Source organism: Hymenobacter lucidus (assembly GCF_020447265.1).
In the GTDB taxonomy this organism is placed as follows: domain Bacteria; phylum Bacteroidota; class Bacteroidia; order Cytophagales; family Hymenobacteraceae; genus Hymenobacter; species Hymenobacter lucidus.
This window is the reverse complement of record NZ_JAJADR010000001.1, coordinates 242,908-268,794: the sequence shown is the minus strand read 5'-3', so window position 1 is coordinate 268,794 and position 25,887 is coordinate 242,908. Positions and strand designations below refer to the sequence as shown.

Annotated in this window: 19 protein-coding genes and 1 riboswitch; of the genes, 15 read left to right on the top strand and 4 right to left on the bottom strand. The window is 62.3% G+C overall.

What is annotated here, in order from left to right; all coding sequences use genetic code 11:
* Nucleotides 1-42 precede the first annotated feature (42 nt).
* From LGH74_RS01100 to uxuA, 6 genes are all read left to right on the top strand, one after another.
* Nucleotides 43-1,905: a glycoside hydrolase family 2 protein gene (locus LGH74_RS01100; RefSeq protein WP_226170597.1), complete on the top strand. Its 1,863-nt coding sequence runs from the start codon at nucleotides 43-45 to the stop codon at nucleotides 1,903-1,905.
* Between the two features lie 67 nt (nucleotides 1,906-1,972).
* On the top strand, nucleotides 1,973-3,439 hold the full coding sequence (locus LGH74_RS01095; protein ID WP_226170594.1) for a hypothetical protein: 1,467 nt from the start codon (nucleotides 1,973-1,975) through the stop codon (nucleotides 3,437-3,439).
* Between the two features lie 4 nt (nucleotides 3,440-3,443).
* Nucleotides 3,444-4,307, top strand: a complete 864-nt coding sequence (locus LGH74_RS01090) for a sialate O-acetylesterase (protein WP_226170591.1) — start codon at nucleotides 3,444-3,446, stop codon at nucleotides 4,305-4,307.
* A 356-nt stretch (nucleotides 4,308-4,663) separates the two neighbouring features.
* On the top strand, nucleotides 4,664-6,916 hold the full coding sequence (locus tag LGH74_RS01085) for a glycoside hydrolase family 3 N-terminal domain-containing protein (protein WP_226170589.1): 2,253 nt from the start codon (nucleotides 4,664-4,666) through the stop codon (nucleotides 6,914-6,916).
* 12 nt (nucleotides 6,917-6,928) lie between these two features.
* Nucleotides 6,929-7,807, top strand: coding sequence for an SDR family oxidoreductase (locus tag LGH74_RS01080; protein WP_226170586.1), 879 nt, complete (start codon nucleotides 6,929-6,931; stop codon nucleotides 7,805-7,807).
* A gap of 125 nt (nucleotides 7,808-7,932) precedes the next feature.
* A complete protein-coding gene (gene uxuA / locus LGH74_RS01075; protein WP_226170583.1) occupies nucleotides 7,933-9,105 on the top strand; it encodes a mannonate dehydratase in 1,173 nt (390 codons plus the stop codon).
* Between the two features lie 116 nt (nucleotides 9,106-9,221).
* On the opposite strand, the gene LGH74_RS01070 is transcribed toward uxuA, so the two are convergent.
* Nucleotides 9,222-10,061: an SDR family oxidoreductase gene (locus tag LGH74_RS01070; protein WP_226173709.1), complete on the bottom strand. Its 840-nt coding sequence runs from the start codon at nucleotides 10,059-10,061 to the stop codon at nucleotides 9,222-9,224.
* Between the two features lie 484 nt (nucleotides 10,062-10,545).
* On the opposite strand from LGH74_RS01070, the gene LGH74_RS01065 reads away from it, so the two are divergent.
* The gene (locus LGH74_RS01065; RefSeq protein ID WP_226170580.1) at nucleotides 10,546-12,258 is read left to right on the top strand and encodes a hypothetical protein; all 1,713 of its coding nucleotides are present in this window, start codon (nucleotides 10,546-10,548) and stop codon (nucleotides 12,256-12,258) included.
* A 79-nt stretch (nucleotides 12,259-12,337) separates the two neighbouring features.
* On the opposite strand, the gene LGH74_RS01060 is transcribed toward LGH74_RS01065, so the two are convergent.
* A complete protein-coding gene (locus LGH74_RS01060) occupies nucleotides 12,338-13,459 on the bottom strand; it encodes an alkene reductase (protein WP_226170577.1) in 1,122 nt (373 codons plus the stop codon).
* A 203-nt stretch (nucleotides 13,460-13,662) separates the two neighbouring features.
* Between LGH74_RS01060 and LGH74_RS01055 the strand changes: the two genes are divergently transcribed.
* On the top strand, nucleotides 13,663-14,004 hold the full coding sequence (locus LGH74_RS01055) for a hypothetical protein (RefSeq protein WP_226170574.1): 342 nt from the start codon (nucleotides 13,663-13,665) through the stop codon (nucleotides 14,002-14,004).
* A gap of 15 nt (nucleotides 14,005-14,019) precedes the next feature.
* On the opposite strand, the gene LGH74_RS01050 is transcribed toward LGH74_RS01055, so the two are convergent.
* Nucleotides 14,020-15,156, bottom strand: coding sequence for a PA14 domain-containing protein (locus tag LGH74_RS01050; RefSeq protein ID WP_226170572.1), 1,137 nt, complete (start codon nucleotides 15,154-15,156; stop codon nucleotides 14,020-14,022).
* 115 nt (nucleotides 15,157-15,271) lie between these two features.
* A riboswitch (SAM riboswitch) is annotated at nucleotides 15,272-15,380 on the top strand.
* Nucleotides 15,381-15,450: 70 nt separating this feature from the next.
* Here LGH74_RS01050 and metH point away from each other — a divergent pair.
* From metH to LGH74_RS01015, 7 genes are all read left to right on the top strand, one after another.
* On the top strand, nucleotides 15,451-19,167 hold the full coding sequence (gene metH, locus LGH74_RS01045) for a methionine synthase (protein WP_226170569.1): 3,717 nt from the start codon (nucleotides 15,451-15,453) through the stop codon (nucleotides 19,165-19,167).
* Nucleotides 19,168-19,250: 83 nt separating this feature from the next.
* Complete coding sequence (metF, locus tag LGH74_RS01040; protein ID WP_226170566.1) at nucleotides 19,251-20,207, top strand: methylenetetrahydrofolate reductase [NAD(P)H]; 957 nt, start codon at nucleotides 19,251-19,253, stop codon at nucleotides 20,205-20,207.
* A gap of 99 nt (nucleotides 20,208-20,306) precedes the next feature.
* Nucleotides 20,307-20,783, top strand: a complete 477-nt coding sequence (locus tag LGH74_RS01035) for a tetratricopeptide repeat protein (RefSeq protein ID WP_226170563.1) — start codon at nucleotides 20,307-20,309, stop codon at nucleotides 20,781-20,783.
* A gap of 251 nt (nucleotides 20,784-21,034) precedes the next feature.
* Complete coding sequence (locus LGH74_RS01030; RefSeq protein ID WP_226170560.1) at nucleotides 21,035-21,616, top strand: energy transducer TonB; 582 nt, start codon at nucleotides 21,035-21,037, stop codon at nucleotides 21,614-21,616.
* A 53-nt stretch (nucleotides 21,617-21,669) separates the two neighbouring features.
* Nucleotides 21,670-22,206 (top strand): hypothetical protein, encoded by a 537-nt coding sequence (locus LGH74_RS01025; protein WP_226170557.1) that lies wholly within the window; start codon nucleotides 21,670-21,672, stop codon nucleotides 22,204-22,206.
* A gap of 57 nt (nucleotides 22,207-22,263) precedes the next feature.
* Nucleotides 22,264-23,784 carry an N-acetylmuramoyl-L-alanine amidase gene (locus tag LGH74_RS01020; RefSeq protein ID WP_226170554.1) on the top strand — a complete coding sequence of 507 codons (1,521 nt, stop codon included), beginning with the start codon at nucleotides 22,264-22,266 and terminating at the stop codon, nucleotides 23,782-23,784.
* 168 nt (nucleotides 23,785-23,952) lie between these two features.
* Entirely contained in the window at nucleotides 23,953-24,405 is a 453-nt protein-coding gene (locus LGH74_RS01015) for a putative signal transducing protein (protein WP_226170551.1), read from the top strand.
* A gap of 254 nt (nucleotides 24,406-24,659) precedes the next feature.
* Here the strand turns inward: LGH74_RS01015 and LGH74_RS01010 are convergent, their stop codons facing one another.
* Nucleotides 24,660-25,877: a molybdopterin molybdotransferase MoeA gene (locus tag LGH74_RS01010; RefSeq protein ID WP_226170548.1), complete on the bottom strand. Its 1,218-nt coding sequence runs from the start codon at nucleotides 25,875-25,877 to the stop codon at nucleotides 24,660-24,662.
* Nucleotides 25,878-25,887: the final 10 nt, after the last annotated feature.

Below are 25,887 nucleotides of genomic sequence, written 5' to 3'. Positions count from 1 at the left end.
CACAACTTCTCAATTTCACAAATTCACTCTTTCCTTTCCTTAATGACTTTCCGAATCTCCCTACGGCTGCTGACGGCGGCGCTGCTGCTTATCGGCACCTTTGCCGGCCAGCTGCGGGCCCAGACCAGCCTGCTTCAGAATGCCCCGGCTCGCCGCGTGCTTAGCCTCAACGGCAGCTGGAACTACATTATTGACCCCTACGAGAACGGCTTTTACGACTACCGCCGCGAGGCTTTCGACCAGTCGAAAAGCGGCAAGGGCGGCTACTATGACAACCAGAAGCCCAGCAACTCGCAAGAGCCCGAGCTGATTGAGTACGACTTCGACAAGTCGGCCACGATGCAGATTCCCGGCGACTGGAATTCCCAGGACCCCAAGCTTTTGTATTACGAAGGCACCATCTGGTTTAAGAAGAGCTTCACGCTGAAGCCGGCGGCCGGCAAGCGGTACTTTCTGTACTTCGGGGCCATTAATTACGAGTCGCACATTTATCTGAACGGCAAGAAGCTGGGCATGCACAAGGGCGGCTTCACCCCGATTCAGTACGACGTGACCAGCCAGCTCAGCGCCTCGGGCGACAATTTTGTGGTGGTGAAGGCCGACAATACCCGCCGCCCCGAAGAAGTGCCCACCATCAACACCGACTGGTGGAACTACGGCGGCATCACGCGGGACGTGTTTATTGCCGAAACGCCCGCCACGTTTATAACCGACTACAAGGTGCAGCTGGCCCGCAACGACGCCAGCCAGCTGGCCGGCTACGTGCAGCTCGGTGGCGACAGCAAAGCTGGCCAGACCGTGACGCTGACCATCGGCGAGGCGGGCCTCAAACAGAACGTGAAGACCGACGCCGATGGCCGCGCCACCTTCGCGCTGCCGGCCAAAAAGCTGAAGCTTTGGTCGCCGCAAAGCCCCAAGCTATACGCGGTAAGTTTAAGCAGCGGCCCGGACGCGGTGCAGGACAAAATCGGCTTCCGCACCATTCAAACCAAGGGGCAGGACATTCTGCTCAACGGCAAGAGCATCTATATGCGCGGCATCTCGATGCACGACGAAAACCCGCTGATTCCGGGCCGGGCCCGGGGTGAGGGTGATTTGCGGATGCTGCTGACCTGGGCCAAGGAGCTGGGCTGCAACTACGTGCGTCTGGCCCACTACCCCCACAACGAAACCATGCTCAAGCTGGCCGACGAAATGGGCCTCTTGGTGTGGGCCGAGGTGCCCGTGTACTGGACCATTGCCTGGGAAAACCCTGCTACCTACCAGAACGCCGAAACTCAGCTTTCGGACCTGATTTCGATGGGTAAAAACCGGGCCAGCATCGTAGTGTGGAGCATTGGCAACGAAACCCCGCTGGGGGCGCCCCGCCTGAAGTTTATGAGCAGCCTGGCCCAGAAGGCTCGCAGCCTCGACGACACCCGCCTGATTTCGGCCGCTCTGGAGCTGCACCGCACCCCCGACAACGTGATTCACGTGGACGACCCGCTGGGCGAGTTTCTGGATCTGACCAGCTTCAACGAGTACGCCGGCTGGTACTGGGGCGGTAAGCCGAGCGAAATCACCAAGTACACCTTCGACATCAAGTACAACAAGCCGGTGATGATCAGCGAGTTTGGCGGCGATGCGCTGGCCGGCTACCACGGCGACGCCGAAACCCGCTGGAGCGAGGAATACCAGGAGGCGCTCTACGTAAACCAGCTCAAGATGCTGAGCACCATTCCGGGCCTGCGCGGCATGACGCCCTGGATTCTGGCCGACTTCCGGGCCACCCGCCGCCAGCACCCGGTGTACCAGAACGGTTTCAACCGCAAAGGCCTGATTTCGAGCACCGGCACGAAGAAAAAAGCCTTTTACGTGTTGCAGGAATACTACCGGCAGATGGCCCGGAAATACGACGGGAAATAGAAATTCACCCCACCCCCGGCCCCTCCCCTCCGGGAGAGGGGTGCCAGACGACTTTATGCTAAATACATTGAACGCACCCCTCTCCCGGAGGGGAGAGGCCGGGGGTGGGGTGCTGGCCGCCCTGCTCCTGCTCACCCTCACCGCCGCCCACGCCCAGCAGCTCGACACCACCGAGTACACGCTGCGCGTGGCGGCTAAAAAGACCATCAACAACTCCACCACCGACGGCAAGGCGGGCTTTTCGGAGTACAAAAGCTACCCCACGCGCACCATTGCCCAGCTGCGGGGCTTCGCGCCGGCCACGGTGAAGCTGAGCAAGTACGGCGGCCGCCTCGACCGGCGCACCAAGGCCACGGGCTACTTTCACGTTGAGAAAATAGCCGGGCGCTGGTGGGCCGTGGACCCCGAGGGCTACTACTTTCTGCACAACGCTCCCAACGACGTGCAGCCCGGCCGCTCGGAGCGCACCCAAAAGGCGCTCAAGGACAAATTCGGCGACCGGGCCGGCTGGATGGCGGGCACCCGCAAATTCCTCATCGAAAACGGCTTCAACGGAGCCGGGGCGTGGTCGGCAACGAAGGAAATCAGGGAGGAAAACGCCCGGGCCGACAAGCCGCTGGCCTACACCGTGAACCTGGATTTCATGAGCAAGTACGGCGACAAGCGCGGCGGCACCTTTGTACAGCCCGGCCACAAAGGCTACCCCAACGACGTGATTTTCGTGTTTGACCCCGGCTTTGAGGCGTTTGCCGAAGAGCACGCCAAGCAGCTGGCCCAGTACCGGAAAGACAAGAACCTGTTCGGCTACTTCTCCGACAACGAGATGCCGCTGCTGCGCAAAAACCTCGACGGCTACCTCAAGCTGCCGACCACTGAGCCCGGCTACCAGGCCGCCAAAAAGTGGGCCGACGAGCAGAATATCACCCTCGAAACCATTACCGACCAGCACCGCCAGGACTTTCTGGCCTTTGCCGCCGAGCGGTACTTCAGCATCGTGGCCAAGGCCATGAAAAAGTACGACCCCAACCACATGTACCTCGGCTGCCGCTTCCACGGGGCCCAGCGCTACTACCCCGAGCTGATGCGGGTGGCCGGCAAGTACCTCGACGCGGTGAGCATCAACTACTACAACAACTGGACGCCCGAGCCGCGCTGGGTGCGCGAGTGGGAAGAGTCGGCCGGCAAGCCCTTTATCGTGACGGAGTGGTACGTGAAGGGCGAGGACGCGCCGGGCCTGGCCAACACGGCCGGGGCGGGCTGGGTGGTGAAGACCCAGGCCGACCGGGGCCTGTTCTACCAGAATTTCACCTTGGGCTTGCTCGAATCAAAGAATTGCGTGGGCTGGCACTGGTTTAAGTACCAGGACAACGACCCGACCATCGTAGGCGCCGAGCCCTCGAACACCAACGCCAACAAGGGCATTGTAGACAACTACCTTGCGCCCTACACGCCCCTGCTCGACAAGATGCGCGAGCTAAACCAGCAGATGTACCCGCTGGCCGACTACTTCGACAAGCGCCAGCCCAAACCCTAACACCATGCTCCGCGCCCTCCTCCTGCTACTGTGCGTTGCTGCTCTGCTGACCGATTCGGCCGGGGCGCAAAGTCTGCGCCCGAAGCGGCGGGAACTGGCCGTGCCGCCGGCGCATAAGGAGGAATTTCGGCTCTACCTGCTCGTGGGACAGTCGAACATGGCCGGGCGCGGTGTGGTGGAGGCCCAGGACACCGTACCCAACCGCCGGGTACTGCGCCTGAATGCGGCCGGGCAGTGGGAAACCGCCCAGGACCCGGTGCATTTCGACAAGAGCGTGGCCGGCGTGGGGCCGGGCCTGAGTTTTGGCCGGGCCCTGGCCGCCCAGGATACCAGCGTAGTTATCGGCCTGATACCGTGCGCGGTGGGTGGCTCGGCTATTAGCTTCTGGCAGCCGGGCGCGTTTTATCCGGCCACCAAAACCAACCCCTACGACGACGCCATTCGCCGGGCCCGAACCGCCATGCAGGCCGGCACCCTGGCCGGTATCATCTGGCACCAGGGCGAAGCCGACAGCAACCCGGCCGGCAGCGCCGCCTATGCCCAACACTTAACCGCCCTCATTGCCCGCTTCCGTCAGGATCTGCAACTGCCCGAGGTGCCGTTCGTGGCCGGCCAGCTCCCCGATTTTCAGATTGTAAAGCCCGACAGCCTCGGCCAGCCCCGCACCAACGAAGCCGCGCGCCGCCTCAATACCACCGTGGCCCGGCTGGGCCGCTCGGTACGGCACTACGGCTACGTTTCGGCCGAGGGCACGGCCCACATCGGCGACCAGACCCACTTCAATGCCGCTTCGGCTCGGCTGATGGGCCAGCGCTACGCGGCAGCTATGCAGCGGCTTCAACCCAAACCCAAACGCCTGGTCCGGTAGCTTTTGCCAGTAACTATCCTCCCCGAAACTCTCCCTATGAAAGCGGTTTTCCCAAAGTGAAGTACAAATCGACGACACCGAGCAGCGCAAGCCCACCTACGACGGCCTCGTGGCAGGCCTGCGCTGACCAGCAACAGTAAATTCGGGGCACACGGCTCCGTTGAATTGAGTATACCTGGCGGCTGCCGGCCACATTGTGGGATGGGAAACGCCGCTGATTTTGGGAGGGAATACGCCGCGCATTGAGGTGAGACAATGTGGCCCACGGCTCCCAACCAGACCAGCGCGGGCCGGTAGCCGCCAGTATGCTCCACCTCGTTTTACCCCGCCCCCGGGCGACTTTCAGCTTCAACCGAATGCGCGTACCACTTTCCGCTTCCTTCCTCTTGCTTAGCCTACTGCTGGCTCCCAGCCCGGCCGCGCAGGCCCAAAAACCTAAAGCCCCGGCGTCGGCTGCCGATATTGAACAGAGCATTACTGCCCTGCTGGGCCAGATGACGCTGGAGGAAAAAATCGGCCAGCTCACCCAATACTCCGGCCGCGAGGTAACTGGCCCGGCCAGCAACCGCAAAACCGACCTGCTCAACAGCATCCGCACCGGGCAGGTAGGCTCGATGCTGAACGTGAAGGGCGTGGCCGACACCCGCGCCATTCAGGCCGAAGCCCTCAAGTCGCGCCTTAAAATTCCGCTGCTCTTCGGCCTCGACGTCATTCACGGCTACCAGACCGTTTTCCCGATTCCGCTGGCCGAAGCCGCTTCCTGGGATTTGGCCGCCATCCGGGAATCGGCGCACGTAGCGGCCCGAGAAGCCGCCGCCGCCGGTCAGCACTGGACGTTTGCGCCGATGGTAGACGTAGGCCGCGACCCACGTTGGGGTCGGGTGATGGAAGGCGCCGGCGAAGACACCTACCTGGGCTCCGAAATTGCCAAAGCCCGCGTGCTGGGCTTCCAGGGCGAGAAGCTGGGCGGCACCGACGCCATTATGGCCTGCGCCAAGCACTTTGCTGCTTACGGGGCCGCCACCGCCGGCCGCGACTACAACACCGTGGATATGAGCGAGCAGCAGCTCTGGGAAACTTACCTGCCGCCCTTCAAAGCCGCCGTAGATGCCGGGGCCGCCACCTTCATGAATTCCTTCAACACCCTGAACGGCGTGCCCGCCACCGGCAACAAGTACCTGCAGCGCGACATCCTGAAAGGCCAGTGGAACTACCAGGGCTTCGTGGTGAGCGACTGGGGCTCCATCGGCGAAATGGTGCCCTGGGGCTACGCCCGGGATAAGGCCGACGCCGCGCAAAAAGCCCTGGCCGCCGGCTCCGACATGGACATGGAAAGTGACGCCTACCGCAATACGCTGGCTAAGTCGGTGCAGGACGGCAAAGCCGACGTGGCGCTGGTGGATGATGCCGTGCGCCGCATTCTGCGCAAGAAGTTCGAGCTGGGCCTCTTCGATGACCCCTACAAGTTCTCGGACCTGAAGCGGGAAAAGAAGGTGCTCAACGACCCCAAACACCGCGTGGCCGCCCGCGACATTGCCCGCAAGTCGGTGGTGCTGCTCAAGAACGACAACAACACGCTGCCCCTGGCCGCCCCGCCCAAAATTGCCGTCATCGGCCCGCTGGCCAAAGCTAAGCGCGACCTGGCCGGCAGCTGGATAGTGCTGGCCGATACCAACCAGATTACCTCCGTGTATGACGGACTGGTGCAGCGCGCCGGCAAGAAAAGCCAGGTGCTCTACGCCAAAGGCTGCGACGTAATGGGCGACTCCCGCGCCGGTTTCGCCCAGGCCGTAGCAACGGCCCAGGCCGCCGATGTGGTGGTGCTAGCCGTGGGCGAAACCTGGGACATGAGCGGCGAGGCCAAGTCGCGCACCGATATTGGCTTGCCCGGCGTGCAGGAGGAGCTGTTTCGGGCCCTGAAAGTTACCGGCAAGCCCGTGGTGGTTATCCTGCTGGCCGGCCGGCCGCTGATTTTCAACGCCATTGCCGACCAGGCCGACGCCATTCTCTACGGCTGGTGGCCCGGCTCGGAAGGCGGCCACGCCCTGGCCGATGTGCTCTTTGGCGACTACAACCCGGGTGGTAAGCTGCCTAGCACCTTCCCGCGGGCCGTGGGCCAGATTCCGCTCAGCTACCAGCAGTACAACACCGGCCGGCCCGTCGTCGACCCCAAGAACATTCGCTACCGCTCGGCCTACATCGACGCGCCCAACACGCCGCGCTACGCCTTTGGCCACGGCCTGAGCTACACTACTTTTAAGTACGACAACCTGCGGCTGAGCCAGCCCACCATGACGGCCGGCCAGACGGTGCAGGTGCAGCTTACCGTGACCAACTCGGGCAAGGTGGCCGGCGAAGAAGTGGTGCAGCTGTATCTGCGCGACTTGGTGGCCTCGGTGTCCCGCCCGCTCCGGGAGCTGAAAGACTTCCGTAAAATCAACCTCAAGCCCGGCGAAACCCAAACCGTGACCTTTACCATCGACCAAAACAAGCTGGCTTTCTACAACTCCCGGCTGGAATGGGCCGCCGAGCCCGGCGAGTTTCAGCTGATGCTGGGCGCCGCTTCCGACGATATTCGCCTGGAAAGTAAATTAACGCTACTCCCCTAATCGACTGTGCATATGCTTTCTTCCGTGCCCGTATTGCCCACCGACACCCAGCCGGCTGCCACGCGCCGCCCTTCTTCCCTCGACCAGTTTTCGCTCCGCAATAAAGTCATTGTCATCACCGGAGCTACTGGCGTGCTTGGTGAAAGCCTCTCGCTGGCTGTGGCCGAGGCCGGGGCCAAAGTGGCTATTCTGGGCCGCGACGCCGGCCGGGCCAACTGCCGCGTAGAAGCCATCCGGGCCGGGGGCGGCCAGGCCATGGCCGTGCTGGCCGACGTGCTCGACCAGGCCCAGATGCAGCAGGCCTGCGACGAAATACTGGCCGCCTGGGGCACCATCGACGGGCTGGTAAACGCGGCCGGCGGCAATATGCCCGGCGCCAATGTAGCCCCCGATCAGGATTTATTCGGCCTCAGCATCGAGCACACCCGCCAGGCCGTCGACCTGAATCTGTTCGGCACCGTGATTCCGACCACCGTATTCGGGCGCGTAATGGCCGCCAACGGCAAGGGCTCCATCATCAACGTATCGTCGCTCACGGCCCAGCGGCCCCTGACGCGGGTGCTGGGCTACACCCTGGCCAAGAAAGCCGTGGAAGCCTACACCCAGTGGATGGCCGTGGAGCTGGGCCTGCGCTACGGCGGCGGCATGCGCATCAATGCCATTGCCCCCGGCGTATTTCTGACCGAGCAAAACCGCAGCCTGCTGGTAGCCGCCGACGGCGGCCACACCGACCGGGCCCGCAAGTTTATTGCCGCCACGCCCTTCCAGCGCTTCGGTGAGCCCGAGGAGCTGACCGGCACGCTCATCTACCTGCTCAGCGACGCCTCCCGCTTCGTCACCGGCGAAACCATCATCGTCGACGGCGGCTTCAACGCCTACAGCGGCGTGTAGGGCTGTCGTTGTTAGTTGTTGCCAAAACAGAACGTCCTGTCGACTACTCTGCTCCAAAAGCTCAGCCGGACGGCTAAGTTTAACCCTGACAAAAAGCTTCTTAAAGCCTTAAAAAAACCTCACGCATGTCCATTATTCAAAGCTGGCGCTGGTATGGCCCCAACGACCCGGTAAGCTTGTCCGATATCCGCCAGGCCGGCGCTACCGACGTGGTAACGGCCCTGCACCACGTACCCAACGGCCAGGTCTGGACCGTGGCGGAAATCAAGAAGCGCCAGGCGGAAGTAGCCGCCGCGGGCCTCGTGTGGAGCGTGGTAGAAAGCGTGCCGGTGCACGAGCAGATCAAAACCCGCACCGGCGACTTTGCCCGCCACATTGCCAACTACCAGGAGTCGTTGCGCAACCTGGCGGCCTGCGGCATCTTCACCGTGACCTACAACTTCATGCCCGTGCTCGACTGGACGCGTACCGACCTGGCCTACGAGGTGGAAGACGGCTCTAAAGCCCTGCGCTTCGAAAAAGCTGCTTTTGTGGCCTTCGATGCGCTGGTGCTGAAGCGCCCCGGGGCGGCGGCCGGCTATTCCGATCAGGAGCTGGCCCAAGCCGAAGCCCGGCTGGCGGGTATGAGCGACGACGATAAGCAGCTGTTGCAGCGCAACATCATTGCCGGCCTGCCCGGCTCGGAGGAAAGCTTTACGCTCGAGCAGTTTCAGCAGGCCTTGGATGCGTATCAGGGCATCGACGCGACTAAGCTGCGGGAGCACTTGGTGCTGTTTCTGCGCGAAATCGTGCCGGTGGCCGAGGAAGTGGGCATCAACCTGGCCATTCACCCCGACGACCCGCCGTATCCGATTCTGGGGCTGCCGCGCGTGGTGAGCACCGCCGCCGACGTGCAGGCCCTGGCCGAGGCTGTGCCCTCGCTACATAATGGGCTCTGCTTCTGCACCGGCTCCTTCGGCGTGCGGCCCGACAACGACCTGCCCGCCATGGTGCGCCAGTTTGCCGACCGGATTCACTTCATTCACCTGCGTAGCACCCAGCGCGACGAAGCCGGCAACTTTTACGAAGCCAACCACCTCGAAGGCGACGTGGATATGTACGGCGTGATGCGCGAGCTGGTGCAGGTGATGCAACGCCGCCAGGTGCGCCTGCCCATGCGCCCCGACCACGGCCACCAGATGCTCGACGACCTGAAAAAGAAAACCAACCCCGGCTACTCGGCCATCGGCCGCCTGCGCGGCTTGGCCGAGCTGCGCGGCCTGGAGCTGGGCATCACCCGCAGCTTGGCGGGCAAGTAGCTTATAAAAGCACCGTAGCGCGAACTTTGTAGTTCGCGTCCCCGCGCCATCTGGCTCGTTCTGGGACGCGAACTACAAAGTTCGCGCTACGGTGTTTATGGCTCAAAAAGACAGCTTTACTGGTCGCTGGAAAGCTTGCCGCCGGTGACGTGTACCAGGCTGCCGGTCATGAACGAGCCGTCCTGGGAGGCCAGCAGCACGTAGGCCGGGGCCAGCTCCTCGGGCTGGCCGGGGCGTGCCAGGGCTACCTCGTAGCCGAACTTCTCGATTTCCTCGGCCGGCATGGTGCCCGGAATGTTGGGCGTCCAGACGGGGCCGGGCACCACGCAGTTTACCCGGATATTCCGCTCGCCCAGGTGCGTAGCCAGGCTTTTGGTGAAGGCGTGAATGGCCGATTTACTGGCCGTGTAGTCAATCAGCAGCGGGTTGCCGGTGAGGCCCACGATGCTGCCCGTGTTGATGATGGAGTCGCCGGCCTGCAAGTGGGGCAGCGCCGACTGCGCCATCCAGATGTAGCCCAGAATGTTGGTATCGAAGGTGCGGCGAATCTGCTCCTCGGGAATGTCCTCGAATTTCTGCTGGGCCATCTGGAAGGCCGCGTTGTTGACCAGAATATTGAGGCCACCCAGCTCGGCCAGGGTGCGGCGCACGGCCTGGCGGCACTGTTCCGGGTCGCGCACGTCGAGCTTGAGCAGAATGCAGCGGCGCTTACGCTTTTCCACCTGCCGCTTGGTTTCCTCGGCGTCCACGTCGTTTTCGTTGTATAGCACGGCCACATCGGCCCCTTCCAGGGCAAAGGCAATGGCCACGGCCCGCCCGATGCCCGAGTCGGCGCCGGTGATGAGGGCAATTTTCCCTTCCAGCTTGCCGGCGGCTTTGTAGTTGGCAAAATCGGTGTCGGGCTGCTGCTTCATATCGGCCTGTTTGGCCGGGTAGGGCAGCTTTTCGGCTTTCATATCCTTGGCCGTTGGGCGCTTTTCGGGTTTGGGCGCGGCGGGTTTCTTGGCGGGCGCGGCGGCTTTGGCGGTAGCAGGGGCTTTTTTGGCGGGCATAGCGAATCGGAAAGAGTAGTGCCTGCGCTTACGCAAAACTCTGGGGCAAAGCTGCGGCCGGCCGGTTTTACCCGGATTTTATTGGCGGCGTAGGTTGTCACCCTTTTCCTTCCCCACAACTAATTTGTGACAGGACGTTGTCACAAAAAGTACTGTCATAAAAAAACTTGTGACAGAAAAAGTTGTGACGAAGCATTGTCACAAACCTCTCTCCGGGTTATTTTTTTGTGACACCTCGCCTGGTTGAGCGTCCATTTGGGTAATGGGCCTTGGTTGCTGGCTTCTGCCCGCGCCGTCGTATTCCGGGGAGCGGGTGTTTGGCTTGATGCCCGGCTGGCTGCTACCTTCGGCCTCACCTCCACCGCAGCCGCGCCGCATTTTCGCTTCTATGATTTTCAAGCTGCCCTGGCGTTTGCTCAACCGCCTGGCTTTTGGGCTGGCCGTGCTGCTGCGCTGGGCCCACGAGCTGGCCATGCCCCAGCTCACGCGCGACATGCAGACCCAGACGGAAAGTGCCGTGAATCTGCTGCGGGGGCATGGTATCAGCTTGGCCCAGGCCAACTGGCAGGATTTATCAAGGCCAATTTTCGAGCCCCTGAACCTGTGGCCGCCCGGCTACGCCTGGCTAATCGCGGGCCTGCTGCAAATGACGGGCTCCAACGTGCTGCTGGCTACTCAGATTATGCACTGGGCCGGCCTGCTGGGGCTTTTTGCCGCTTGGTGGTTTCTGCTTCGGCCGCTGCACACGTCGTTGGTGCCGGGGGCGCCGGCGGCTTTTTTCCTGTTCTGGGGTTTGAGCAACGCGCCGTTTCATCTGCTCTTTGGCACCGACCTGCTGGCACTGGCTTGCTACTCGGGCGGGCTGGCGGTGCTGTTCAATCTGCTTACGCGGCGGGCGGGCCACCGGCGCCGTTCCGCCGGCTTGGGAACGGCGCTGGCCATGAGCGGACTGGGCTTTGCGGCGTGCCTGTTTCGGTTTGCCTACTACCCGCTGGCGTTTTTTCTGCCGCTCGCGCTGCTGTTCTTTGCCTGGCGCTGGCGGCCCGCGCAGCGCCGCCCGGCCCTGGCTGCGCTGCTGCTGCTAAGTGGCTTGGTAGGCGGCCTGCTGTTCTACCAGGCCCGCGTGGCCGGCGACGCCTACTACATCACCCGGTTCTACACCCAGCTTGCTACCGAGCCGGCCGCCCGCGCCATCGGGGGGCTATACTGGCACCATCTGCTCCAGCTCGACCCGTTTCTTTACCACAGCTTTTTCTCCAACGAGCTTGATTTCAGCCGCCTGCCAAACGGCGCTATACTGCGCGCCGGGGCCGTACTGCTGATTTCCGGGGTGGTGGTGGCGGTGCTGCTGGTCGGGCTGGGGCGCGAGTGGAGGGCGGCCCGCCGCCGGGGCCGGGTGTGGCCTACGCGCCGCGTGCTGTTTCACCTGCTGCACCTGGGCACCGCGCTGCTGGGCGGCGGGCTGCTGGTGGCGCTGTCGTTGCGCTACCCAGCCGCGCTGGTGGGCTGGTTTGCGGGCGGCAGCTGGACTTACGTGGCCGACACGCGCTATTGGCTGCCAGTTTTCCTGAGCGTATCGGGCATGCTGGGCGTGCTGGTACTGGCCCGGCCCCGCCGCTTGCCCGATGTGGTCCGTTTGGCGGCGGTGGCGGTGCTGGGCGCTTCGCTGCTGCTTTCCCTGGCCACCCGCGGCCGGCGCACCGCGCAGCTGATAGGGCAGCAACCAGCCTTTTCGATGGACCGGGCGCCCGGACAGCCAGCCGAAATCCGGCAGCTCGACGAGCTGTTGCGCACCGTGCGGCCCGGCCAGCCGGTGCTGTTTGGGCGCAACTACTACAACAAGCGGGTGGAAATAGAGGCCCGCTTAGCTGGCCACATCATTCTGGACGCCGACTCGCTGCTGGCCCACCAGCCGCTGCGCCTCAGCCGGCCCGCCCTCATGCTCTTCGACCTGAACCCCGGCACGCCACCCAGCCCGGCCGTAGCAGCTTTTCTGCGCCGGCACGGGGCGCGGGAAACGCTGCGCCTGCCCATCTTGGGAGCCCACATTCTGCGCCTGAAAATACGGCCGGCTACGGTTCCCACTGTTCCTGGCGAGTAGCTTTTGGGCATTAGCAGAGCACAAAAAAAGCCCTGCCGCGGACTTTCCACGGCAGGGCTTTTCACGAAATCTTGTTCGACTATTGCTCGGTAGCTACCGGTGCTTCCGCCAGCGTGGGATAATCGATGTAGCCTTTGTCGCCGCCGCTGTAGAAAGTGGCCTGGTCGGGCATGTTAAAGGCTGTGCCCTGCTCGTAGCGCTCCACCAAATCGGGGTTGGCAATGAAGGGCACACCGAACGAAATCAGGTCGGCTTCGTTGTTGGCCAGCGCGGCTTCGGCCGTTTCCTGGGTGTAGCCGCCGTTCAGCATAAATGGGCCGGTGAAGATCTTGCGCAGGTGCGCGGCTACGGCCGGCACGCCGGGTGCGGCGGCCATCGGGTGGCCAGGCAGGGCCTCGATGACGTGCAGATAGGCCAGGCCCAGCTTGTTGAGTTGCTCGGTTACGTAGCTGAAGGTGCCCACGCGGTCCGAGTCGGTGATGCCGCCCATGGCACCCGTGGGAGCCAGGCGAATACCCACCCGGTCGGCACCGAAGACGTCGGCGGCAGCCTGCACTACTTCCAAGGCAAACCGGGCGCGGTTTTCTACGCTGCCCCCGTACTCGTCGGTGCGCTTATTGGTGCCGTCCTGAATAAACTGATCCACGAGGTAGCCGTTGGCGCCGTGAATTTCGACGCCGTCGAAGCCGGCTTCCTTAGCGTTGGCGGCGGCTTTGCGGAAATCTTCCACCACGGCTTTCACCTCGGCCGTTTCCAGGGCGCGGGGCGTCGGAATTTCTTCCATGCCCTTGCCCGTAAAGGCTTGCACGCCCTTGGGCTGCACCGCCGAAGGAGCTACCGGCAGCTCGCCGTTGTGAAACGAGGGGTGCGAGATGCTGCCTACGTGCCAGAGCTGCGCGAAAATGCGCCCCCCGGCGGCGTGTACCGCGGCAGTTACTTTTTTCCAGCCCGCTACCTGGGCTTCAGAATAAATGCCGGGCGTGGAAACGTAGCCCACACCCTGGGCCGAAATCTGGGTTCCTTCGCTGATAATGAGGCCCGCCGAGGCGCGCTGCTCGTAATATTTCACCGTCGAATCGGTGGGCACGTTGCCGTCATTGTCGGCCCGGCTGCGGGTCATGGGGGCCATTACGACGCGGTTGGGCAGCGTGAGGGCGCCCATCGTGAAGGGCGTCAGGAGAAGATTGGAAGCTTGGCTCATGGTTGAGAGGTAGTACCGGTTGGGGCAGCCCGGAGTAGTTCCAAGCTGTTTGATGCCCACTAACTGATGTACCTACACAATTGTTTCACCGGCATTCGCCTGTACTTTCGCTAGCGGTTGTTTTTTGTCTGATAAACTGCTGCAGACCGCTCATTACGAGCTTTACGACTAGCTTTAAGCTGACTATCTTCAGCTACGCAAGAATGAAAAAGTTCTTCCTCTATCCGGTAGTCCTGCTGGTATCGGGCTGCTTGTCTGCGAAAGTAGCACCTGACACCCCAGACCCAGCCTTTGCTTACCAGCAGACCAATGGCCAGATTAGCCTGACCTCGACCAGTTCTGCTATGCAAACTAAGATTATCCGCCAACAGCAAATCGGTGACACGTTGTTTATCACCTACCGGAAGGGCGCTTTCCTGAAGCCCAGCAGCATTGTACCGCTAACGGCGCAGACTCACTACCTGCAGTGCGCCGGCCGCCGGTACAAAGTGGCGAAAACCGCCAGCGGCTTTCAGCTCGACGAGACGCAAGCCGCAAGCCGGTAGCAAACCTCTACTGAATTAACGCACCACGATTTCCACCCGGCGGTTGCGGGGCCGCTGCTGCGGGTCGCGGTTGTCGGCCACCGGGCGGGTGCCACCGTAGCCCCGGGCCGAGAGCCGCACCGAGTCGATGCCCTGTTGTACCAAGTAGCGGCGCACCACTTTTGCTCGTTGTTCCGACAAAAGCAGGTTTTTGGCCGGCTCACCCACGTTATCGGTGTGGCCGGCAATTTCGAGCTGCAGCGCGGGTTGCTCCTGCAGCTTACGAGTCAGAGAGTTCAGCATGGGCCGCGAGGCAGGCAGCAAAGTGGCCGTGCTTTGGGTGAAATACAGGCTGGGCAGCGTCACTGTAGTGCCCTTGCTCAGCCCCGCGAAATCGGGTGGGACCTCGGCGCTACTGTCGGCCAGCACTGCTGGTATTGGCGCCGGAATCGGGGCCGACGCAGAACTGCTCCGGCGCCGGGGCGGCCGCCGGGGGGCCGGGGGCGGGGCGGAAACAGCCGGCAGCTTTGCCGCTACCACCGGAGCCGGCCGCGGGGCAACCGAGCCGGCCTGTGGTGCTGGCCGCGGCGCTGCTGCGGCAGCAATGGGCCGGGCCGAAGGCGGCAGGACAGCGTAAAGGTAGACCGTAGGAATGGGCTGGGGCTCAGCGGCAGTGGGCGGCTGCCAGGTGAGCAGGGCGCGGGCATCCCAGCGCACTTGGTAATACTCCACCCGCAGCGGGTAGTAGCGTCCCCCAATCAGCTGAATTTCAGCGCCCGATTCTTCGGCGGGCTGGTCGCGCCAGGCATCGAGGATATTCTTACCGCCTAGCCACACCCGCATGCCGTCGTCGTTGACGATGCGAAACGTGTAGCGGCCCGTAACGGGAATATATACGTGGCCCAGCCAGCGCACCGAGAAATACTCGGCCGGCACACCGGGGCCGGGCGACAAAAAGCGTTGCGTCGTCTTGTCAGGATCAGGCCGGCCCAGGGTCCAGTTGAAGTCAATCGTTGGGTCGACGCGAGTCAGGGCCAGTTCCTCGAAGCGCTGGCCGGTGTAGTATTGCCCGCGCAGGCCGGCGCCGGGCGTTTTGGGCAGGGGCTGAGCCCGGAGCAGCAGAACCGGCAGCAGTAACGCCGCTAAAAAGGCAATTCGTAGTCGTAGCAGCATAGCCGAAAGAGAGGGGGCATAGGGTACCCGGTATCAAAGCGTCCGCACTGTCTGCCTAACGCACTGCGGGGCGCAAAATTGGATTCCGGATTTTCCTGCTGTATATTCGCTCTGTTACTTATCCAGAAAGACCGAGGGATTGGGCCCGACGACGTCTTAGCAACCTGAAATAAAACAAGGTGCTAACTCCCATTTCAAAGCGGTGCTTTGGAAGAAGATAAGAACAGGACGCGTCTCCCGCGCGGCTCTTTCTGGATAGGCTTGCTATAACCGCCAATCCGAAGAGAAGCCGCCATGCAACCGACTCCGCGCCCCGACTCCCCGCTTTACGATATTCTGCAGCAGCGCATCCTCGTGCTCGATGGGGCCATGGGCACCATGATTCAGCGCCACACGCTGGACGAAGCCGATTTTCGCGGCTCCCGCTTTGCCGACCACCCCAAGCCGCTGCGCGGCAACAACGACCTGCTTAGCCTGACTCGCCCCGACATCATCCGCGGCATTCACGCCGACTACTTCGCGGCCGGGGCCGATATGGTGGAAACTAACACCTTCAGCGGCACCACCATTGCCCAGGCCGACTACGGGCTGGAGCACGTGGTGTATGAGCTCAACTACGAATCGGCCCGCATTGCGAAAGAAGTAGCCGACGAGTTTACGGCGAAAAACCCCGCCAAGCCGCGCTTCGTGGCCGGCGCCATCGGGCCCACCAACCGCACGGCCTCTCTCTCGCCCGACGTAAACCGGCCCGGCTTCCGCGCCGTGACCTTCGACGAGCTGGCCACGGCCTATTTGGAGCAGGTGCGCGGGCTGGTGGAAGGCGGCTCCGATACGCTGCTGATTGAAACCATCTTCGACACACTCAACGCCAAGGCGGCTTTGTATGCGGTGCAGAAGTTTTTCGACGAGGGCGGCAAAGTAGTGCCGGTCATGATTTCGGGCACCATCACCGACGCTTCCGGCCGCACCCTGAGCGGGCAAACGGTGGAAGCCTTCTGGAACTCCATTAGCCACTTGCCTTTGCTGAGCGTGGGTTTAAACTGCGCCCTTGGGGCCGACCAGCTCCAGGTGTACGTGAAGGAGTTGAGCCGCATTGCCGACGTGCATATTTCGGCGTACCCCAACGCTGGTCTGCCCAACGCCTTTGGCGGCTACGACGAGTCGGCCCAGGAATTTGCGGCCGTGGTGGAAAATTACCTCAAGGACGGCATCGTGACGGTGGCGGGCGGCTGCTGCGGCACCACGCCCCAGCACATTGCCGAGCTGGCCAAGCTGGCCGAGAAATACCAGCCCCGCCAGCTGCCGCAGGTGCCAAAAGCTACGCGTTTGGCTGGTTTAGAGCCCTTCGGTATTTACCCCGATTCGCTGTTTGTAAACGTGGGCGAGCGGTGTAACGTGACCGGCTCCCGCGCTTTTGCCCGCCTCATCCGCACCGGTGCCTACGAAGCGGCCCTGCAAGTAGCCCGCGAGCAGGTGGAGGGCGGCGCCCAGGTGCTCGACGTGAACATGGACGAGGGCATGCTCGACTCGGAGCAGGCCATGACAACCTTCCTGAACCTGATTGCCTCCGAACCCGACATTTCCCGAGTACCGGTCATGATTGACTCCTCGAAGTGGAGCGTGCTCGAGGCCGGCCTCAAGTGCGTACAGGGCAAGAGCATCGTCAACTCGATTTCGCTTAAGGAAGGCGAAGACGTGTTCCGGGAGCGGGCCCGCACCGTGCGCGCCTACGGGGCAGCCATGGTGGTCATGGCTTTTGACGAGAACGGCCAGGCCGATTCGTTCGAGAAGCGCATTGCCATCTGCCAGCGCAGCTACGATATTCTGGTGAACGAAGTCGGTTTCCCGGCCCAGGACATCATTTTCGACCCCAATATCCTCACGGTGGGCACTGGCATGGAGGAGCACCGCAACTATGCGCTGGACTTCATCGAGGCCGTCCGCTGGATAAAAGCCAACCTGCCCGGCGCCCTGACCAGCGGCGGCGTGAGCAACATCAGCTTCTCGTTCCGCGGCAACGACGTAGTGCGCGAGGCCATGCATTCGGCTTTCCTCTACCACGCCATCCGGGCCGGTCTCGACATGGGCATCGTAAACCCCGGCCAGCTCGGCGTGTACGACGAAATTCCGCAGGACCTGCTGGAGCTCGTGGAAGACGTGCTGCTCAACCGCCGCGCCGATGCCACCGAGCGCCTCGTGGACTTCGCCGAAACCGTCAAGCAGAAGGACAAGGTGGAAGTGGTGGCCGACGCCTGGCGCAGTCTGCCGGTGGCCGAGCGGCTCCAGCATGCCCTGGTGCGCGGTATTACTGAGTTTATCGACCAGGACACCGAGGAAGTACGGCAGCAGGTGGGCCGGCCTTTGGAAGTTATTGAAGGCCCGCTAATGGCCGGCATGAACGTAGTGGGTGACCTGTTCGGGGCCGGCAAGATGTTTCTGCCCCAGGTCGTGAAGTCGGCGCGGGTGATGAAAAAGGCCGTGGCCTACCTGGAGCCCTACCTCTTGGCTGATAAACAAGGCTCGGAGCGGCAGACGGCCGGTAAAATCCTGCTGGCCACCGTGAAAGGCGACGTGCACGACATCGGCAAGAACATCGTGGGTGTGGTGCTGGCCTGCAATAACTTTGACATTGTGGATCTGGGTGTAATGGTGCCCTTGGAGCGGATTCTGGACGAGGCCGTGAAGCAGGAAGTCGACGTTATCGGCCTCAGCGGTTTGATTACGCCTTCACTCGATGAAATGGTGTACGTGGCCCAGGAAATGGAAAAGCGCGGCCTCCAAACCCCGCTGCTCATCGGCGGCGCTACCACCTCCCGCCTGCACGCGGCGGTGAAAATTGCGCCCAACTACTCCGGCCCCATCGTGCACGTGCACGACGCCTCCCGCTCGGTGGGCGTGGCCGCCAGCCTGCTCGGCTCCAGCGCCGCCACCTACGCCCAAGCCGTGCGCGACGAGTACAGCACCCTACGCGCCGACTACGCCAGCCGGCAGCGCGAGAAAAACTACCTGCCCATCGAGGCGGCCCGGGCCAACGGCTTCCATGCCGACTGGACCACCGCGCCAATTACCAAACCGACGTTTCTGGGCACCAAAGTCCTCGACAACTACCCGCTGGCCGAGCTGGCCGAGTACATCGACTGGACGCCCTTTTTCCACACCTGGGAGCTGAAAGGCCGCTACCCGCGCATTCTGGAGGACGAAACCCTGGGCGAAGCCGCCACCAAGCTCTTCGCCGACGCTCAGGCTATGCTCCAGAAAGTCATTGCCGAAGACCTGCTCACGGCCCGGGCCGTGGTGGGCTTCTGGCCCGCCAACACGGTCGGTGCCGATACCATTGAGGTGTATGCCGATGATAACCGCCAGGAGCTGCTGACTGAGTTCTTCACGCTGCGCCAGCAGGGCGAAAAGGGCCCCAACATTCCCAACCTCGCCTTCTCCGACTTCCTGGCCCCCAAAGAATCCGGCCGGGCCGACTATATCGGCGGCTTTGCCGTCACGGCCGGCTTGGGTATCGAGAAGCTCATCGAGCAGTTTGAGGCCGACCACGATGACTACTCCAGCATCATGATCAAAGCCCTGGCCGACCGCCTGGCCGAGGCCTTTGCCGAGCGGCTGCACCAGCGGGTGCGCGAGGAGTTCTGGGGGTACTCAGCCGACGAAAAGCTGACCAAGGAAGAGCTGATTCAGGAGAAATACCGCGGCGTACGGCCCGCGCCCGGCTACCCCGGCTGCCCCGACCACACCGAGAAAATCACCCTGTTCCAGTTGCTCGACGCCGACCAGCAAACCGGCATCCAGCTCACCGAAAACCTGGCCATGTACCCGGCCTCCTCAGTTAGTGGCCTCTACTACGCCCACCCCGACTCCCGCTACTTTGGTCTGGGCAAAATCGGGCGCGACCAGGTCGAGGACATTGCCCGGCGCAAAAACATGCCGGTAGCCGAGCTGGAGCGGTGGTTGTCGCCAAACCTGAACTACGACGCTACGGCCGTACCCGTCACAGCGCTGTAGGAACGAAAATTTCCCTCCTCATCTGAGGAGAGGAGCTTAGATTATCACTGCAACTCCCCTTCAGCCACTAGCTGGAGTTCTCTATGAAAGTAACTGAACACCTGTCCCGCGCCGCGGGCAAAACGCTGTTTTCCTTCGAAGTGCTGCCGCCGAAGAAGGGCGAAAATATCCACACGCTGTTTTCCAACATTGAGCCCCTGCTGGAGTTCAAGCCGCCTTTTATCGACGTGACTTACCACCGGGAGGAATACGTGTATCGCCAGCACCCCAACGGCCTGCTGGAAAAGAAGACGGTGCGCCGTCGCCCCGGTACGGTGGGCATCTGCGCGGCTATCAAAAACCGCTTCGACGTGGACACCGTGCCCCACCTCATCTGCGGGGGCTTTTCGAAGGAGGAAACCGAAAACGCTCTGATTGACCTGCACTTTCTGGGTATCGACAACGTGCTGGCGTTGCGTGGCGACCCGATCAAGAGTGAGGGCTACTTCAAGCCCGAGCCCGACGGCCACGCCTACGCCTGCGACCTGATTGGGCAGGTGGCCAACCTCAACAAGGGCGAATACCTCGATGAGGAGCAGGACGATACCTGGGCCACCAACTTCTGCATCGGTACGGCCGGCTACCCCGAGAAGCACTTCGAAGCCCCCAACTACGGCGCCGACCTGCGCTACCTCAAGCACAAGGTAGACCGCGGAGCCGAGTACATCGTGACCCAGATGTTTTTCGACAACGAGCAGTATTTTAGCTTCGAGAAGCGTTGCCGCGAGGCCGGCATCACCGTGCCCATCATTCCGGGCCTCAAACCTCTGACGACCAAAAGTCAGCTCACGATGCTGCCCCGCTCCTTTTACCTCAACATTCCCGAGGAGTTGGCCGAAGCCGTACACCTGGCCCCCCACAACGAAGCCGCCCGCCAGATCGGCATCGAGTGGTGCATCAACCAGAGCAAGGAGCTGATGGCCCACGGCGTGCCCTGCCTGCACTACTACTCTATGGGCAAGTCCGAATCGATCCGGCGGGTGGCGGCCGAGTTGTTTTAAGTGGTGAAATAGTGAACTTGTGAGTCTGACGTTCGTTGCGCGCCGCCGACGCATGTAGCACCTGTTGAACATCAAACTCACTATTTCACCATTTCACTATTGGACACTCTGGATGATCTGTTTGCCCGGCTGCGGGCGGCTACTTCGCCCGCCGAAATAGCGGCGCTGCAGAATGGTATCTGGCAGCTTTGGCTGGCTACCGGTGAGCGGCATCTCGACAAGCAGCTCGAAATGGGCCTGCGGGCGCTGGCCGCCGACGATTACACCCAGGCCATCAGCATTTTTACGGCGCTGCTGGAAGAAAAGCCTGCCTTTGCCGAGGCCTGGAACAAGCGGGCTACGGCCTACTACCTGCGCGGCGAGTACCGGGCTTCCCTGCTCGATATTGCCCAGACGTTGCAGCGCGAGCCCCGGCATTTTGGGGCGCTGTCGGGCTGGGCCACCATTCTGCAGGTACTCGGCGACTACCGGGCAGCCCTGCGCGTGCTGCGGCGGCTGGAGCGGCTATGCCCGCACCTACCGGGCCTGCAAGCCCGCCTGCACGAGCTGCGCGACCAGCTCGATGAGGATATGTAGCACAATTTATTCTTGCGCGGTTCTATATTAATATTTAACTTTACTGAGCTTCTGCCTTTTACAAAAAAGCTGAAGCTCGGCTCTACTTTGCTCTTTTCAGTTGATTAATAACCTTTAAACGCTTCTTTGAGCAGAAACCTACTCTACTAAGCATTTGCTTTCAATAGAACTATTCAAGCAAACAGTATAAACCACCTCCCCCCTGGTTTGCTGCGGCACATTCTGTTGAAACAGTTTTTCCCACCCGTTCTATGAAAAAAACTGTACTCGTTGTACTGTTGGCTTGCGCATTGCCAACGGTATGTTGGTCCCAACGCCTGCGCAAAACCGAGTTTGAAAGCGGCATGATTGAGAAAGGCAACAAGGTTGGCCTTTGGGAATACTTTGCCTACACCCGCGACGGGCGGCAGGTGACGGTGCAGAAATACGACCACACCACCAAGAAGCTCGTTTTTTTCCGGCCCGTCGAAGACATTATGTACAGCACGGAGCTGAAGCCGGGCGAGTGGACGCGCAGCCGCGTTGATCAGCCGCCGCTATTTATCGGCGGCGACCCGGCCCTGGCCAACTACACCACCAAGCTCGTATACCCCACCGTGGCCCAGGACCGCAAGCTGCAGGGTAAAGTGCTCATTTCCTTTGCCATCGACACGCTGGGCCGGGCCTCCGACCATAAGATTCTGCTGAGCGTGGGCGGCGGCTGCGACGAGGAAGCTATGCGCGTGTGCAAGGGTATTCCCAACCAGTGGATTCCGGCCCGTAAGGACGGCCGCGCCGTGCCCGTCGTGTACGAGCTGCCCTTCACCTTCCGGATGCAAACCGCCGCGCAGTAGCCCGTAGAGACAGTGGGCTAATCTTCGTGCCGCCACTTACGTACATTGGCAGCATGACACGACTCCGCCTCCCCTTTGCTGCCACTGCCTTGCTGGGCACTACCCTGTTGCTGTCGGGCTGCGACACTACGCCGCGCGAGCGGCAGGAAATCGTGCGCGAAGAAGCCCGCAAGCTTGATACGCTGGCCGACCGCACCGCCGATAAGCTCCGCGTGGCCGGCCGCCGCGCTGCCCGCTACGACTCCGTGTCGCGGGCCCGCAACCGGCAGCCGCTCGACAACGCTACCACGGCCACCTTTACCAAGCAGCTGCTGGGTACCTATGCCGATATTGAAACCCTCACGCCTACCACCATCGAGCCGGCCTACGTGCAGCTGCTGCGCCAGACGCGTGCCCAGCGCAAGCAGTGGAGCCAGCGCGACTGGGACTACGCCACCAGCATCTACAAACGCCTCAACGAGCGGCTGAAAGCTATTCGACTGGACGTGAAGGGCCGCGACGAAATCCACATTCGGGCGCTGCAGGCCGAGTTTACGACCCACGAAACCAGCCGCGACGTGAAGGACCTGGGCCAGGCCGTAAAAGACTAGCGCTGCATTTTCCCCTCTCTAAAGCCCCGTAAATGCGGGGCTTTTTTGCGTTTACCCATGACTTTTTCCTTCCCCATCGGCCGACTCGCCCTGCTCTTTGGCTTGCTCGGTTTTGCCGGCATCACCCACGCCCAGGCCCTGATTGAAACCGCCGAAACCGTGCCGGCCACCAACCAGTGGCTACAGCCCGGCGACCAGCTGCAAGTGCGCCTCAAAGGCCGGCCCGGCCAGCGCGTCACCTTTCTCAAAGGCTTGCCTATGACCGAGCTTGCCCCCACGCTCACCAAGGGGCAGCGCGGCATTTATCAGGGAATGTACGTGGTGCAGCCCGGCGACACGCTCCAGAACCGGCCCATCCTGTTTCAGGTGATGCGCAACGACACGGTGGCATTGGCTTCGGCCTTCAGCAAAAGCCGGGTGCGGTTTCTCAGCCCCAATATGCCCCAGCTGGCCCTTACCAAAGGCTCGTTGGCCTACCTGAACTACGGCCTGGGTGAAGACCGGCTGGGCGGGGCTAAGATGGGCTACGTCGATTCGGCGGTGGTACTGCACGTAACAGGCCTGGTGGGCAGCCAGTACCGGGTACGCCTGGCTCAGAACCAGCAAGCGTGGGTGCCGCAGGACGTGGTGCGCCTGCTGCCACCCGGCGGTTTCGTGCCCGCCTCCCTCACCGGCTCCTGGAGCGTGTATGGCGACTCGCTCTACGATTACGTGCAGGTGCCCCTGGAAGCCCGCCTGCCCTACCGCTCCCAGCTGCTGACTAACCCCACCCGTCTCGTAGTTGATGTTTTCGGGGCTACTTCCAACACCAACTGGATAACCCAGCGCGACGGTCTGCGCGAGCTGGGCGACGTGTATTACGAGCAGCCCCAGCCCGATATCGTGCGGCTGGTGCTGCCGCTGCGCCACGCCCAGGCCTGGGGCTACAGCATTGATTACAAAGGCAATACTTTACGCATCCGGGTGAAGCGCCCTCCTGCCAAGCTGCGGCTGCAGGGCCTGGTTATCGGGCTGGATGCCGGCCACGGCGGCGACAATATAGGCGCCACTTCGGCCAGCGGCAGCCAGGAAAAGGTACTCACGCTAGCCATTGCCCAGAAACTGCGCCAGGAGCTGGAAAAAGCCGGGGCCAAAGTACTGATGACCCGCGAAGCCGATGTATCGGTGGAGAATGGCTCCCGGGTGCTGCGTATGCGCCAGCTCAACCCCGACTTGCTGCTCAGCATCCACGTCAACTCCTCGGGCTCGGCCTCGGTACAGGGCACGAGCACCTACTACCGCTACGTGGCGTTTCGGCCGCTGGCCCTGGCTATTTATGAGCAGGTGCGCAAAACCGGCCTCAAGGGCTTCGGCAACGTGGGCAGCTTCAACTTCAACCTGAGCGGCCCCACCGAATACCCCAACGCCCTGATTGAAACGGCTTTCGTCTCAAATCCCGAGGACGAGAAGCGCCTCATCGACCCCGCCTTTCAGCAGCAGCTTGCCGAGCGTATCAAGGACGGTGTAGAGGACTTTCTGAAGAGTACCCGGGCCAAAGGACCGCGCGGTTGGCTGCTGCAGGAGCCGGCCGGCAACTAAGCGGTGCGGGCCAAACTAGTACCAAAGTGCAGCGGAAACCGGCCGGCCGCCGCACCAGCTGCTGCTCGTTAGGTCTGGTCAGAATGCAGCCAGAATAAAAAGAGCATTCGGCACGCCGCCGAATGCTCTTTTGTTTGTTACTTACTTTCTGACCAGCAACAGCTTCCCATGACTTTCCAGCCCGCCGAGGACCGCATCGTGGTGCTTGAGTCCTTTGCCGACCCCATTGCGGCCCACATGGCCAAAAGCCGCCTGGAAGCCGAGCAGATTCCCTGCTTTCTGACCAACGAAAATCTGGTGTCGCTCAACCGCCTCTACGGCCCGGCCAGCGGCGGCGTGCGGCTGCACGTGCGCCAGCAGGACGCCGAAGCAGCCCTCGAAATATTGCGCTACGAAACCGTGCCGATGGCCGTGAGTCACCCCAACGACGCGCCTGAGCCCGACATCGTGCACTGCCCCCGCTGCGACTCCACCGACGTAGCCTTCGGCCCCGCCACCCGCAACACCTACAGCTTCCCGATGCTGATGCTTTCGGTGCTGCTGGGCTACCCCTTGCGCGGCAAACGTTTCCACTGCTTCCACTGCCAGCACGAGTTCAAACGCTCGGAAGCAGTGGTGTAATGTGTTTAAATGCTAATGTGGTTGAATGCGAAGAATGCGGAAAATATGTCATTGCGAGGCGCAGCCATGGCAATCCGTCCTGTGAAATGTGCTGGGCCCTCTAAACTGAAAAGCCCTTTACTCCGGCTAGAATAAAGGACTTTCTGGGTAAAGGTCATTACGTGCTGCGCAAAGGACGGATTGTTTTGCTTCGCTCGTAATGACACGTTGGGCATCAGCACATTCCAATACATTAGCACCTAAGCACATTAAAATCACCACTCCCGAAACCGCACTAGCGGGAAGGCGTCGCCGGCTTTAAACTCGTCCTGGTCGGGGGGCAGGCGCAGGAAGCCGTCGTAGTGCAGCAGGGAGGCCAGGTCGCCGGAGCCGCCGGTGTGCCGGGGGTGGGCCAGCAGGTGGCCGTAGGGGGCCAGCTCCAGCCGCACGGGCAGGAAATAACTGATGCGGGGCGCAAAGGTAAAATCGGTGGCCAGCAGGGCTGTGGGCTCGGGCAGCGAGGCCTGGGGCTGCTGGCAGAGGCGCAACCAGGGCCGCACGTATTGGTAGAAGTTGACGAAGGTGGAAACCGGATTGCCGGGCAAGGCAAACACCACCGCCCCGCCCGGTTTTTCGCCAAACCAGAACGGCTTACCCGGCCGTTGCGCCACCTCGTGAAACAGCTGCGTAACGCCTAACTCCTGCAACACAGACGGCAGAAAATCGGCCTGACCCTTCGACACGCCACCACTGAGCACCAGCGCATCAAACGAACCAAGCAGCGGCGGCAACCCCTGGCGCAGCGCCTGCTGGTCGTCGTTAAAGTGGAAGGCTTCACTTTCGGCCCCAATTTCCTGCAGCGCGGCCTGTACCATGTAAGCATTGGAGCGCCGTATCTGGTGGGGCAGCGGCGTCTGGGTCAGCGCTACCAGCTCGTCGCCGGTACTCACCACGGCCACCCGTAGCGGCCGGGCCACTGGCAGCGTAGCCGCCCCGATGGTAGCGGCTACCGCAATTTCGGCCGGACTCAGCCGTACCCCGGCGGGCAGCAGCAGGTCGCCGGCGGCCCGGTCGGCAGCTTGGTGGTGCACGTTGTGGCCCACTGCCGGCGGCGGCACCTGCAGGGCGGCCACGCGGCGGCCATTCACCTCGTGAAACGCCAGATCCTCGTAGCGCACTACCGTATCGGTACCGGGCGGCAGGGCGGCCCCAGTCATTATTTCGACGGCCATCTGGGCATCGGTCAGCGGCTGCGGGGGCATACCGGCCAGCTGGGTGGCGGCAATGGGAAAGGTGGTCTGGCCGGCTGCTACTGCCGCATAGGCCAGGGCAATGCCATCCATAGCCACACGGTGGAAGGGGGGAAAGTCGCGGTCGGCGTGGAGGGGCGCCAGCAGCACGCGGCCCAGGGCCTGCAGCAGGGGCACGGTTTCGGCGGGCAGGGGCCGGGCGGTAGCCAGCACCCGGCGCGTAGCTTCTTCGACAGAAATCATCTTGCGGGGA